14 protein-coding genes are annotated in these 12,222 nt (G+C 62.2%); 4 read left to right on the forward strand and 10 right to left on the reverse strand.

Features of this window, described 5'->3' with window-relative positions; translation table 11 throughout:
* Window positions 1–79 precede the first annotated feature (79 nt).
* From CKO35_RS07190 to CKO35_RS07205, 4 genes are all read left to right on the forward strand, one after another.
* Window positions 80–583 (forward strand): hypothetical protein, encoded by a 504-nt coding sequence (locus CKO35_RS07190; RefSeq protein WP_200174100.1) that lies wholly within the window; start codon window positions 80–82, stop codon window positions 581–583.
* The gene (locus tag CKO35_RS07195; RefSeq protein ID WP_200174103.1) at window positions 558–827 is read left to right on the forward strand and encodes a hypothetical protein; all 270 of its coding nucleotides are present in this window, start codon (window positions 558–560) and stop codon (window positions 825–827) included. The genes CKO35_RS07190 and CKO35_RS07195 overlap by 26 nt, the downstream gene beginning before the upstream one ends.
* Window positions 828–916: 89 nt before the next feature.
* Window positions 917–1,783 (forward strand): PH domain-containing protein, encoded by an 867-nt coding sequence (locus CKO35_RS07200; protein WP_200174111.1) that lies wholly within the window; start codon window positions 917–919, stop codon window positions 1,781–1,783.
* Between the two features lie 11 nt (window positions 1,784–1,794).
* Window positions 1,795–1,971, forward strand: coding sequence for a hypothetical protein (locus CKO35_RS07205; protein WP_200174113.1), 177 nt, complete (start codon window positions 1,795–1,797; stop codon window positions 1,969–1,971).
* 32 nt (window positions 1,972–2,003) lie between these two features.
* Here the strand turns inward: CKO35_RS07205 and lpxA are convergent, their stop codons facing one another.
* The 10 genes from lpxA to frr all read right to left on the reverse strand — a co-directional run bounded on the left by lpxA (window position 2,004) and on the right by frr (window position 12,221).
* Window positions 2,004–2,795 carry an acyl-ACP--UDP-N-acetylglucosamine O-acyltransferase gene (lpxA, locus tag CKO35_RS07210; RefSeq protein ID WP_200174115.1) on the reverse strand — a complete coding sequence of 264 codons (792 nt, stop codon included), beginning with the start codon at window positions 2,793–2,795 and terminating at the stop codon, window positions 2,004–2,006.
* Window positions 2,792–3,238 (reverse strand): 3-hydroxyacyl-ACP dehydratase FabZ, encoded by a 447-nt coding sequence (gene fabZ, locus CKO35_RS07215; RefSeq protein ID WP_420870744.1) that lies wholly within the window; start codon window positions 3,236–3,238, stop codon window positions 2,792–2,794. Before fabZ ends, lpxA begins: the two co-directional genes overlap by 4 nt.
* A gap of 210 nt (window positions 3,239–3,448) precedes the next feature.
* Window positions 3,449–4,507, reverse strand: a complete 1,059-nt coding sequence (lpxD, locus tag CKO35_RS07220) for a UDP-3-O-(3-hydroxymyristoyl)glucosamine N-acyltransferase (RefSeq protein ID WP_200174124.1) — start codon at window positions 4,505–4,507, stop codon at window positions 3,449–3,451.
* A gap of 14 nt (window positions 4,508–4,521) precedes the next feature.
* Window positions 4,522–5,055 carry an OmpH/Skp family outer membrane protein gene (locus CKO35_RS07225; RefSeq protein ID WP_242467079.1) on the reverse strand — a complete coding sequence of 178 codons (534 nt, stop codon included), beginning with the start codon at window positions 5,053–5,055 and terminating at the stop codon, window positions 4,522–4,524.
* A 79-nt stretch (window positions 5,056–5,134) separates the two neighbouring features.
* On the reverse strand, window positions 5,135–7,432 hold the full coding sequence (gene bamA, locus CKO35_RS07230; protein ID WP_242467080.1) for an outer membrane protein assembly factor BamA: 2,298 nt from the start codon (window positions 7,430–7,432) through the stop codon (window positions 5,135–5,137).
* A gap of 6 nt (window positions 7,433–7,438) precedes the next feature.
* A complete protein-coding gene (rseP, locus tag CKO35_RS07235; RefSeq protein WP_200174127.1) occupies window positions 7,439–8,800 on the reverse strand; it encodes an RIP metalloprotease RseP in 1,362 nt (453 codons plus the stop codon).
* Window positions 8,797–10,011: a 1-deoxy-D-xylulose-5-phosphate reductoisomerase gene (gene ispC, locus CKO35_RS07240; protein ID WP_200174129.1), complete on the reverse strand. Its 1,215-nt coding sequence runs from the start codon at window positions 10,009–10,011 to the stop codon at window positions 8,797–8,799. Before ispC ends, rseP begins: the two co-directional genes overlap by 4 nt.
* 60 nt (window positions 10,012–10,071) lie before the next feature.
* Window positions 10,072–10,896, reverse strand: a complete 825-nt coding sequence (locus tag CKO35_RS07245) for a phosphatidate cytidylyltransferase (RefSeq protein ID WP_200174131.1) — start codon at window positions 10,894–10,896, stop codon at window positions 10,072–10,074.
* Window positions 10,889–11,641, reverse strand: a complete 753-nt coding sequence (uppS, locus tag CKO35_RS07250) for a polyprenyl diphosphate synthase (protein ID WP_200174133.1) — start codon at window positions 11,639–11,641, stop codon at window positions 10,889–10,891. The genes CKO35_RS07245 and uppS overlap by 8 nt, the downstream gene beginning before the upstream one ends.
* A gap of 22 nt (window positions 11,642–11,663) precedes the next feature.
* The gene (gene frr / locus CKO35_RS07255; protein WP_200174135.1) at window positions 11,664–12,221 is read right to left on the reverse strand and encodes a ribosome recycling factor; all 558 of its coding nucleotides are present in this window, start codon (window positions 12,219–12,221) and stop codon (window positions 11,664–11,666) included.
* Window position 12,222 lies beyond the last annotated feature (1 nt).

The raw sequence follows: 12,222 nt of genomic DNA on the forward strand, positions 1-12,222 counted from the left end.
CACAGGTGGATATTATGTGATATATGGTTAGGAGGCAACAAAACAACCAGCTTTTCCGTTGAGAAAGTGAAATTTGTGAATGAACGCCAAGGTAGAGATCAACCAGATATTCCGGTTACCCCATCTGCAGAAGAACCTCTCCCGCCACGGTCTCTCCGCCAATCCGCTGATCCGGGAGCGCTATGACGTGATCCGCCTGCAGATTGCCAGGGTACTGCGGGAAATCCGCCAGCTCCGGACCCAGGACCCGGAGACTGTCACCAGACTGTCACTGGATGCCATTAAGCTGTCGGTGCAGAAATCCGGCCGCAGCTTCACGGCGGACCTCAATGAGCTGATCCGTGGCAGACGCCTGTCCTCCTCCATCGCCACGTCGATGATGAACGACGAGAACTATGCCTTCGAGATCTGCTCGAACCTGATCGAGGCCAGCCATGCACTGCTGCTCCCACCCACGCGGGCGGAACAGTCCGCCGAAGGTCAGCTGGCACTGAATGAACAGGATATTGCGCGGATGGCCGGGGGCAACACCAATCCCAGGACTCGGACGCACACTGATGAAAACGAAAAAACTGCTGGCTAGGCTGGCCGGTTTTCTCAGCGCGGATCAGACCGCCCAGCAAAAAGAGCTCAAATCCATCCGCAAGGTGTTGAAGAAACTCAAGGCCAAGGAACGGGATCTGAATGCCAGGCTGGAACAGACCCCGCCCGGCGATGAGCACGGGGAGATTGTGCAGAAACTGCAGGTGATCTACGCCCAGCGCCGCAAGGGCGTGGAACGGGTACGGGAGCTCAAGGGACGCAAGCAGGATCCGTCCACCCCCTGATCCCGGGCATGGGCATCGGGACCGGATATGAGGCAAAATGAAGGCTCGACCCGGCCCGGGGTCCCATCGTGCCTAACTGGAGCCTCACCTTGAGTACGACAACGAAGGACACCACCCGATCTCCCCGCTGGATTCCCATCACCCTGGCCCTGAGTTCCCTGGCCAGTCTCATGGGGTCCATGGTCCTGCTGGGACAAGGGGCGCTGATCTCCCTGACCCTGTTCATCATCCTGTTCCCCATCACGCTCATCAACCTGCTGGTGCGCTGGTGGCCGCGACATCGCTGCGAACGCATGCGCAACGAAAGACGCTGGAAACGCCGCCTGAATTTCACCGCGGCGGGGGTGCTGGTGGCGGCCGGAATCAACCTGTTCGCCGGGGTGAACTTCTTCGGCACCCCGCTCGGGACCACCCTGCTGGTGGCCGGCACCCTGCTGCTGCCACCGGCCATCATCATGGCCATCCTGTCCTTTTCCCTGGGACGTTCCGACGTGACCCAGACCGTGCTGGCCGAAGACGAACACCTGGTCTTTCAGGCCGATACCCACTGGGCCATATTCCTGCCTCCCATCCAGCTCGTGACCCTGTGCCTGCTGCTGGTGCTGGGCCCCTTCGGGCTGGGGGGCGAGGTCATTGCCGCCATCATTTACCTGGCGGTGCTGCCAGGCATGATGGCCCGGGCACTGGCCATCTTCCTCAACACGGAAGTCTCCATCACCGATCGACGCATGATCACCGTGACAGGTACGGTGCTGCGCCGGACCCGGGTCATGGAACTGGGCGAGATCAAGGCGGCGGGGATTTACCGAAGCTGGCTGGGTCGTCTGCTCGGCTACGGCAAGGTGGGCATCATCTGCCATGGCGGACAGAGCCTGAAACTGCCCGGAATCGCGGATCCGGAATCCTTGAGGGACATGCTGGATCCGTCCGGACGGGTGGTCACCAGCTCATTCTGAGGTGTGTGCCGATGAAAGTGGAAGTGACCGTGGAACTGGACATCGCCCTGTCCAAGGTCAGCCTGGGTGACATGCGCAGGCTGGCGGAACAGCTGTTCGCCGACCATGAGATCGAAGCGATCAGGCAGGTGCGGATCGTGGACGTAAAATTGAAACGGGAGTCCGGGTCCGAAGACTCCCGGTTCTGAATGTGTCGGCCTTCCCGCGAAAGCGGTGCTGATCAGTCCGTGGAGCGGCGCCGGTCGGTGCGCAGGATGCCCCGGGGGCTTGCCCGCACAAATGCCACGAAATCCGCCACTTCCGGATGGACCTGAGCCAGCGGTGCCACGGCCTCCAGGCCCTGCTGCCGGTCACGCCCATCCACCAGATGCCGGAAGGCCTGATGCAGCGCACGGATGGTCTCGCCGGAAAAACCGCGGCGTCTGAGCCCGACCTTGTTGATGCCGACGGCACGGGCATAATTGCCGGAAGCCATGCAGTAGGGTGGCAGATCCCGGTTCAGGGCTGAGCCCATGCTGGTGAAGGCATGATGTCCCACCCGGCAGAACTGATGGACCAGGGTGAATCCCCCAAGCACCGCCCTGTCACCCACCTCACAATGCCCGGCCAGGGAGGCCGCATTGGAAAAGACGACATGGTCGCCCACATGGCAGTCATGGGCGATATGAACATAGGCCATGATGAGATTATCGGAACCCACCCGGGTCACACCGCCGCCCTTGGGGGTGCCGCGGCTGATGGTGACGTACTCCCGGATCACGGTGCGATCACCGATTTCCAGGGCAGTGGCCTCATCCCGGTACCCCAGATCCTGAGGGGCTTCCCCCAGGGAGGCGAACTGATAGATCTTGCAGTCCTCACCGATGCGGGTATCCCCGGTGATCACCACATGGGGACCGATCCAGCTCCCCCTGCCGATACTCACCCCGGGGCCAATAACGGAAAAGGCCCCGATCTGCACTCCCTCCTCGATGCGCGCCCCTGGGTCCACGACGGCACGGGCATCGATCATGACTCCAGATCCTTACCGGCACACATGAGCGTTGCAGTGGCCACCACCTCGCCATTCACCCGGGCCTCGGCATTGAAGCGCCAGATACCCCGAACCACCCGCAGCAGTTCCACCCGCAGGTGAAGCTGATCGCCCGGCTCCACCTGGCGACGGAAACGGGCCTCGTCAATCCCCACGAAGAGATAGAGCTGCTGTTTGTCGGTCTCGCCCCGATGTTCCTGGGTCTTGAAGGCCAGCAGACCGGTGGCCTGGGCCAGTGCCTCCAGGATCAGTACACCGGGCATGACCGGACGAATGGGAAAGTGCCCCGGGAAATAGGGCTCATTGATGGAGACATTCTTGATGGCCTCCAGATATTCACCCGGTTTCACCTCGGTCACCCGATCCACCATCAGAAAAGGAAAACGGTGCGGCAGGTAACGCAGCACCTCATGTATGCTCATGGAATCCAAGTTGTCATTCCTTATGTTGTTTCAGGAACTCCCGAACAAGCCCCCCTGACGTCACTCCCGCGGAGGCGGGAATCCAGCACTGTCAGCCCGTGACCGGGTTCCCGCTCGCGCGGGAGGGACTTGCCCGGAACATCCTTCATATGATCATTCGTTCACGATCACCCTGCAGATAACGCCTGCACACTGCCCGCGAACCACCAATTATTCGTTGTCGGAGCCATCTCCGGCACCCTGGCGTGGGGCCTTATCCTCCAGGGACCTGACCCGCCGCGACAGACTGTCGAGCCGTCGCAAATGCGCCAGGCTGCGATTCCATTCCCGCGCCGGTGAAAATGGTACGCCGGAGGAATACACACCGGGCTCCGGGATGGAGCGACTGACCAGGGTCATGCCGGTCACGGTTACACCATCGGCAATCTGGAGATGCCCCGCGATACCAACCCCTCCCCCGATGGAGCAGCCTCTGCCGATCCTGGCACTACCGGCAATACCCACGCACCCTGCAATGGCGGTGTGGGCGCCGATATGGACGTTGTGGGCCACCTGAATCAGGTTATCCAGCTTCACGCCATCTTCGATCACGGTGTCTTCCAGCGCCCCGCGATCAATGGTGGTGTTGGCCCCCACCTCCACATCGTCGCCGATGATCACCGAACCCAACTGCGGCACCCTCACCCAGGACTCCCCGTCCCTGGCAAATCCGAAACCTTCCGACCCCACCACGGCCCCAGGGTGCAACAGCCCAAAGCGACCGATCCGGACCCGCGCCCCCACCGTGACCCGGGCAAAGAGACGGGTACCCTCTCCGATGAGGGCATCCTCGCCAATGATGCAACCCGGCCCCAGAATCACATGGGCATCCAGCCGCGCCCCCGCCTCCACAACACACTGTGGCCCGACACATGCCGTAGGGTGTATCCGGGCCTGATCGCTGACCACGGCGGATGCGTGGATTCCGGGCTCTGGAAGGGGAGGCGGATGGAGCAGGGTCGCCGCTCGCGCAAAAGCCAGATGAGGATTGGCGCAGACCAGGGCGGGTACCGGACACTGGCTCTGATGGCCGGCCTTCAGAATAACCGCGCCCGCCCGGGTCTGGCGCAGATCCGGGAGGAAGCGCTCATTGTTCATGAAGCCCAGTTGCCGGGGCGTGGCCTGGCCCAGGGTAGCCACCCCTTCAAGGACCAAAGCCCCGGCGTCGATGCCGGCCGCATGAATCTCGGCCCCGATGGCTTGCGCCAGCGTCTTGAGTGAAACCCCCATCACCCGTGCCCGGATCAGCGCCGACTTCTCTGGTGCTGGCGACGCAGCTCCTCAAGTACCTTGCCGGTGATGTCGATGCGATCGCTGGCGAACATGACCGTGCGCTCGGTGACCACCAGGTCCACGTTTTCGGCACGGGCAATCTCCATGATCACGTTGTGCACCAATCGCTGGAGCTTGGCCAGTTCATCATTGCGCCGTACGTTCAGGTCTTCCTGAAACATGTCCTGGTCGCGGGTGAAGTCCCGGGAACGGGTACGGAATTCGCGCTCAAGCTCGGCGCGGCGATCCGCTCCCATCACATCTGCATCCCGCTGCAGACGTTCCTGCATGCTGCGCAGGGCATCCCGTTCCGCCACCAGCCGCGCATCCCGGGGGGAGAATTCCTCTTCCAGGGCTCGCAGGGATGCCTCCGCCTGGGGAGACTGCTCCATGACACGATTGATGTTCACGAAGGCCACCTTGGCATTGGCCGCGGCAGTACCAGAGATCGCCAACAGACACACCAGCAGCAGGCTGGTCGTGATTCTCAGGATGTTGCGGTTCAAACTGTTTCTCCAATACATGTTCGGACAGGAGGCATATCAACCTCGCGGAACGACTACACCGTGGTCCCGCGGGATGCCATCAGAAGGATGCACCGATGCTGAACTGAAAAGATTGCAGGCGATCTTCGGGCTTGTCATTTAACGCCTGCGCCAGACTGAATGTCAACGCACCAACGGGGGACAGCCAGGTCATGCCGGCACCGATGGAAGCCCGGATCTCTCCGGTTTCGAAATCATCATAGCTGGCAAACACCTGGCCGGCATCCAGGAACAGGCTCATGCGCACATTGGGCGCTTCATCCATGAACGGCGGCGGGAAGATCAGTTCGGCACTGCCCAGTACCCGGAAATTACCGCCAAACGGATCGTCGCGGCTGTCCCGGGGACCCAGGCTCAGATCCCGGTAACCACGCACCGAGCGGGTACCACCGGCGAAGAATTTCTCGAAGAACGGCAGATCACTGGAATCACCGTAGGCATCACCATAGGCCACCTCTCCCGACAGGGCGAAGGTCAGCCCCGGCCGTACGGGGACGAAAAGCTGGTTGCGGTAATCGACCTTGTAATATTCAAGATCGCTGCCCGGCAATGAAGCCTCCAGGCTGATCCGCTGCAAATTGCCCTTCTCCGCAAACACCGTCCGATTGCGGGTGTCATGGATAAAACTGGTGTTCAGGGTATAGAGGTCATAGCGTTCGCCATTATCCTCAAGATACTGGAAGATCTCGTCCGGGGTGTTGTCGGAAGTGAGGATCTCCACCCGCTCATACCCTGGCGTGATGCGGAACGTGTTGTATTCGGTCAGTGGTATACCATAGGTGACGTTGGCGCCCAGCCGATTGGAAGAGTAACGGGATATGTCCGCCCGATACGCGTCGGTTTCCCGGTAGAAGATGTTGAACCCGCGACTGACGCCATCCAGGGTATGGTAGGGATTGGTGAAGGACAGGCTATAGAGGGTGCTCACCCGGCTGTTGTTCAATGCCAGGGAGACCCGGTTGCCGGTGCCGAAGAAGTTTTCCTGGGACAGGCTGGTATTGAACAGCACGCCCTGGCTCTGGGAATAGCCGGCACCGATCATGAAGCTGCCGGACATGCGTTCCGATACTGTGATGTCCAGGTCCACCTGATCATCGGTTCCGGCTACCCGGCGTGTCTCGACATTCACGTCCTCCACATAGGACAGGCGTTGCAGCCGGACACGGGAACGATCCACATTGGACGCGGAGTACCACCCTCCTTCCATCTGACGCATCTCGCGTCGGAAGACCTCATCCCGGGTACGGGAGTTGCCGGTGAAGTTGATCCGGCGCACATAGACCCGCTGACCGGGATCGACGAAGAAGGTCAGCGAAACCGTCTGATCGGTTTCATCCAGCTGGGGAATGGGATTGACGTTGGCGAAGGCATATCCTTCGTCCCCCAGACGCCGGGTAATCCGGTTGGAAGTCTCGGTGATCCGGCTGCGGGAAAATATGTCACCCGGACTGATGGCCAGCAGATCCCGGAGTTCCTGTTCATCCACGATGAGGTTGCCCGCCAGGCTCACCTCGCTGACCCGGTACTGCTCTCCTTCATCGATATTGATGGTCACGTAAATATCCTTGCGATCCGGCGTCAGGGTGACCTGGGTGGAATCCACATTGAAATTGATGAAGCCGGAATCCAGGTAACGGGTACGCAGTTTTTCCAGGTCCCCCGCCAAACGTTGCTTGGAATAATGATCGCGGCGGCTGAACAGGGCGTACCAGCGGGGTATGCCGGAGTCGAAACGGCGGATCAGATCCGGCTCGGAATAGGCCTCGTTACCCACCACCCGAACCTGCTGGATCCTTGCCACCTGCCCCTCGGCGATCTCGATGACCACGTCCACCCGGTTGCGGGGTAGCGGCTCCACCTCCACATCCACCTGCACGTTGTACTTGCCGCGGGCGAAATACTGCTGCAGCAGTTCATTCTCCATGCGCTCCAGCACGGTGCGATTGAAGACACGCCCCCGGGCCATGCCCACCTGCCGGAGGGCATCCATGAGCTGATCGGTCTTGATGTCCCGATTGCCACTGATGCGGATCTCGTTGATGGCGGGCCGTTCCTCCACCACCACCACCAGCACATCGTCACGACGGCGCAGGGAGATGTCGGAAAAAAAACCGGTACGGAACAGGGCCCGGATGATCTCCGGTGCCTGGCCGTCATCAAAGGCGTCCCCCACGGCTACTGGAAGATAGGTAAACACCGTGCCGGCAGCAATGCGCTGCAGACCCTCCACCTCGATGTCCTGGATCACAAAGCCGTTATCGGCCAGCGCCGATGTTGACCAACCCAGCATGGCGGCAAGGGCCAATCCGGCAAGCAGACGTCGTGAGTCATGGGACATTCGGTATCAACCCAGGATTCGCATGAAATCATTGTAAAAGGCAAGCGTCATCAAAAGACCAATCAGCATGATTCCGACCCGCTGGCCGATGGCCTCCACCGTCGGTGACACTGGACTGCCCTTGATGAGCTCCACGCAGTAATACAGCAGATGACCACCGTCGAGAATGGGGATCGGCAACAGATTGATGATCCCCAGACTGATGCTGACGATGGCAAGAAAACCCAGAAATGCGGAGAATCCGATCACAGCCGTCACGCCCGCATATTCGGCAATGCTGATGGGGCCCGCAATGTTGCTGACCGCCGCCTCGCCGGTCAGCAGGCGCCACATCACCCGCAGGGTCATGATGCTCATGTCCCAGGTCCGTTCCACGCCCTGGACGAATGCAGTCCAGGGCCCATGACGGACATGGGCCCGCATGGCCTCTGCAGTGAGCTCGTCCACGTGAGGATAAGCACCAATCAGACCCACCCGCTCGCCGTTGACCTCGCGGCTGTCGGTCCGGATCACCAGAAATTCCTGCCGCCCCTCACGTTCGATCCACAGATCCATCGACTGCTCGGGGCGGGCCTGGACATGACCCACCCAAGACTGCCAGCTGTCGATGCGGATACCGTCCGCCTGCAGGATCCGGTCTCCGGATCGCAGTCCGGCGCGGGCCGCGGCGCCCTCAGGGATCAGCTCCCCCAGCACCGGCTCCGACCAGGCGTGCCAGGCAACGATGCCCAGCTTGTCCAGCAGAGGGCCCTCATCCAGCAGTCGGCGCCGATCGCTCAGGTCCAGTGAACGAATCACTTCCCTGCCCTGAGCATCACGCACCAGCACATCCACCCGGCGTCCATCCAGCCCCTGTTCGAGCAGATTCAGTGCGGCAAGTTCCCAGGTGGCCGTCTCGGTATCGTTCACCCGCAGAATCAGGTCCCGGGCCTCGAAACCGCCCTCGGCCGCCAGGGAACCGGGTTCCACATGGCCCACCACGGGCTTGATGCCACTGACTCCGACCATGAACATCAGACTGTAGGCAAGGATGGCAAAGAGGAAATTCGCCGCCGGGCCGGCGGCGACGATGGCCATGCGCCGACCCACGGTCTGGCGGTTGAAGGCGCGATGAAGCTCTGTCTCCGGCACCGGCTCCTCGCGCTCATCGAGCATCTTCACGTAACCACCCAAGGGGATGGCGGCGATGACATATTCGGTGCGATCCCGGCCTGCCACCCGTGTCCACAGGGGACGACCGAAACCGATGGAGAAACGCTGCACCTTCACCCCGCAGCGCCGGGCCACCCAGTAATGGCCGAACTCATGCACCGTCACCAGCAACCCGATGGCGACGATGAAAGCAAGAATGCTGATCAGAATGCTCATGAATGCAGTGATCGCTCAAGCAGTCGGCCTTCACGCACCGCAGCAGCCGTCACTTCCCGGGCCTCCTGATCCGCCGCCAGGATCCGCTCCAGGGAGTCGGCTTCCTGATGGGGCAGGGTTTCCAGGGCATGGGAGATCAGGCGGGGGATATCGGTGAAGCGGATGCGCGCCGACAGAAAGGCATCCACGGCCACCTCGTTGGCGGCATTGAGAATGGCAGTGGCGGTACCGCCGGCGCTGAAGGCCTCGTAGGCCAGGCGCAGGCAGGGGAAACGCTCCATGTCGGGGCGCTCGAAGTCCAGGCGGGCAATCTCCATGATGTCCAGCGGTGCCACGCCCGAGGTGATACGCTCCGGCCAGGCCATGGCGTGGGCGATGGGGGTGCGCATGTCCGGGTTGCCCAACTGGGCCAGCACCGAACCATCAGTGTAGGCCACCATGGAATGAATCACACTCTGGGGATGCAGTACCACCTCGACACGCTCGGGCGTGGTATCGAACAGCCAGCAGGCCTCGATCAGTTCCAGGCCCTTGTTCATCATGGAGGCGGAATCCACCGAAATCTTGCGGCCCATGACCCAATTGGGATGGGCGCAGGCCTGATCCGGCGTCACCGCCTCCAGATCCTGGGCGGGCAGACGCCGGAAGGGGCCGCCGGATGCGGTCAGAAGGATTTTTTCCACCCCCACCTCGGGCAAGCCACGGGAAAAGTCCGGCGGCATGCACTGGAAAATGGCATTGTGCTCACTGTCGATGGGCAACAGCTCCGCGCCCGAGGCCCGCACCTGATCCATGAACAGGCGTCCGGACATCACCAGCGCCTCCTTGTTGGCCAGCAACACCCGCTTGCCCGCCCGGGCCGCGGCCAGGGAAGGCAGCAACCCCGCCCCGCCGACGATCGCGGCCATGACGTAATCGGTTTCCGGCAGAGCAGCCACCTCGGCCAGGGCCTCGGGGCCGGCCATGACGCGGGTGGACAGGCCGGCGGCACGGATGCCGGCCTGCAGCGCGCCGGCATGTTCCGGATCGGCCACCACCGCATAGTCGGGCCGATGGGTCCTGCACTGCTCCAGCAAGCGTTCCACATTGCCGTTGGCGGTGAGGGCCACGGCGCGATAGCGGTCCGGATGGCGAGCGATGACGTCCAGGGTGTTGACGCCGATGGTTCCTGTGGCGCCAAGGACGGTGACGCCCTTTGGTGAAGCACTCATTGGAAGTCTCCCGGTAAACTGACCTTGGGGTGAAACGGCAAGCCGGGCCCCGGCAAGGGCTTATCTTGCCATAATTACGCCCCACAGGAGGCCCGTCAGGAAGACGGGGGCTGCCGCGGTGAGGCTGTCGATGCGATCCAGGATGCCGCCGTGGCCCGGCAGCAGGGCGCCACTGTCCTTGGCGCCGGCTTCCCGCTTGAGCACGCTTTCAAACAGATCACCCGCCACGGATATGAGGGCCGTGACCAGGCACAGGCAGACGAAGAAGAACCACAGGGCGGGGACCACGCCAAAATACCACGCACCCAGCAGACCGAAGGGAACAATGGCGATCAGGGCACCCAGCAGCCCCTCGCGGGTCTTGCCGGGGCTGATGCGGGGCGCCAGCTTGCGGCGACCGAAGCGGCGTCCGGCAAAATAGGCTGCGCTGTCCGCCGTGGCCGTCAGCAGGATGAGGTAGAGTACCAGGGACGGCTGTACCTGATGCAACCAGACCAGAGCGATGAAGGCGGGAACCAGGGTCAACACCCCGGCACTGCCCAGTCCATAGCGTCGCAACCGCTCCCGATCCTCCCGGACAGCCGGCTCATAGAAGGCCAGCACCACGAGAACCCCGCCCCACCACACCACACCCAGCACCACGGGCCAGATCTGCTCCAGGGTAAAGGCGGCAAGGGCACCCAGCCCGGCCAGGGTGGCGACACCGACCACATACAGACCCCGCTGCCGGACGGATTCCAGCCCGCAAAGCCGGGCCCATTCCCAGGCACCTCCCAGACACACGGCCAGTACCGCAAGACCGAACCAGAAGGACGGCAGCACCAGCACCGCCGAAAACACCACCACGGCCAGCAGAAGGCCGGTTATGACTCGCTGTTTAAGCACCACTGCCTCCGGCCAGTTGCTCTTCGATATATCCGAAACGGCGCTGACGGCCGGCAAAACAGGCAAAGGCCTGGTTCAGGTCGTCCTCGCTGAAATCCGGCCAGAGCACGTCGGTAAAGAACAGCTCCGTATAGGCGAGCTGCCACAGCAGGAAATTGCTCACCCGTTTTTCCCCGCCGGTGCGAATGAACAGGTCGGGGTCGGGCAGACCGGCGGTGGAGAGATGGGCATCCAGGATCTCCGGCGTGATCTGCTCGGGTGTCAGCACACCGGCACGGACCTTTTCGGCCACCACGACCGCGGCATGGGTAATGTCCCAGCGCCCGCCGTAGCTCACCGCCACCACCAGGTCCATCAGGGTATTGTCCCGGGTACGGCGCTCCGCCTCCGCCATGCGTTCCTGCAGCCGCGCGGAAAAGGCACTGCGGTCACCGATGAAACGCAGCCGGATGCCCTTTTCCTCCAGCTCCGGCAGTTCGCGGCGGATCGAGCCCACGAACAGCTCCATCAGGGTCCCGACTTCCTGCCGCGGCCGACGCCAGTTCTCGCTGCTGAAGGCGAACAGGGTCAGCACCTTGACCCCCCGGGAGGCGCAGGTGCGCACCACCATGCGTACGGCATTGACGCCCTGGCGATGGCCTTCGGTACGGGGAAGGTGGCGGGCACGGGCCCAGCGACCGTTACCATCCATGATGACGGCCACATGACGCGGAATACCCGGTGTACTGGCGGGCGCTTGAGTCACTATCGGTGGTTCATCCCGCGGCTCAGACGGCCATCAGTTCCTTTTCCTTTTCCGCCAGTACCCGATCGACTTCGGCGATGTACTGGTCGGTCAGCTTCTGCACTTCTTCCTGGCCCTTGCGATCCTCATCCTCGGAGATGGACTTGTCCTTGACCAGGTTCTTGAGTTCGTTATTGGCGTCACGACGGATGTTGCGGATGGCCACACGGGCATTCTCCGCCTCGTGGCGCACCACTTTCACCAGATCCTTGCGACGCTCCTCGGTGAGGGCCGGCATGGGAACACGGATCACGGCACCCACCGTGGAGGGGTTCAGACCCAGATCCGAGTTCATGATGGCCTTCTCCACCTTGGCCACCATGGGCCGCTCCCAGGGGGTCACGGTCAGGGTGCGGGAATCCTCCACGCCCACGTTGGCCACCTGATTGATGGGTACCTCACTACCGTAATACTCCACCATCACGTGGTCCAGCAGGCTGGTGTGGGCTCGACCCGTGCGGATCTTGGCCATTTCCTGGCGCAGGGAATCGATGCTTTTGCCCATGCGGGTTGCGGCATCCTTCTTGATAGCTTCAATCATG

Origin of the sequence: Ectothiorhodospira shaposhnikovii (assembly GCF_016584105.1) — a bacterium.
GTDB classification, from domain to species: Bacteria; Pseudomonadota; Gammaproteobacteria; order Ectothiorhodospirales; family Ectothiorhodospiraceae; genus Ectothiorhodospira; species Ectothiorhodospira shaposhnikovii.

Bases quoted from the DNA above. Each gene is read 5' to 3' on its own strand.
- CKO35_RS07190 (WP_200174100.1), top strand. From the start codon at position 80: ATGAACGCCAAGGTAGAGATCAACCAGATATTCCGGTTACCCCATCTG.
- CKO35_RS07195 (WP_200174103.1), top strand. From the start codon at position 558: ATGAAAACGAAAAAACTGCTGGCTAGGCTGGCCGGTTTTCTCAGCGCG.
- CKO35_RS07205 (WP_200174113.1), top strand. From the start codon at position 1,795: ATGAAAGTGGAAGTGACCGTGGAACTGGACATCGCCCTGTCCAAGGTC.
- lpxA (WP_200174115.1), bottom strand. From the start codon at position 2,795: ATGATCGATGCCCGTGCCGTCGTGGACCCAGGGGCGCGCATCGAGGAG.
- fabZ (WP_420870744.1), bottom strand. From the start codon at position 3,238: ATGAGCATACATGAGGTGCTGCGTTACCTGCCGCACCGTTTTCCTTTT.
- lpxD (WP_200174124.1), bottom strand. From the start codon at position 4,507: ATGGGGGTTTCACTCAAGACGCTGGCGCAAGCCATCGGGGCCGAGATT.
- bamA (WP_242467080.1), bottom strand. From the start codon at position 7,432: ATGTCCCATGACTCACGACGTCTGCTTGCCGGATTGGCCCTTGCCGCC.
- rseP (WP_200174127.1), bottom strand. From the start codon at position 8,800: ATGAGCATTCTGATCAGCATTCTTGCTTTCATCGTCGCCATCGGGTTG.
- ispC (WP_200174129.1), bottom strand. From the start codon at position 10,011: ATGAGTGCTTCACCAAAGGGCGTCACCGTCCTTGGCGCCACAGGAACC.
- frr (WP_200174135.1), bottom strand. From the start codon at position 12,221: ATGATTGAAGCTATCAAGAAGGATGCCGCAACCCGCATGGGCAAAAGC.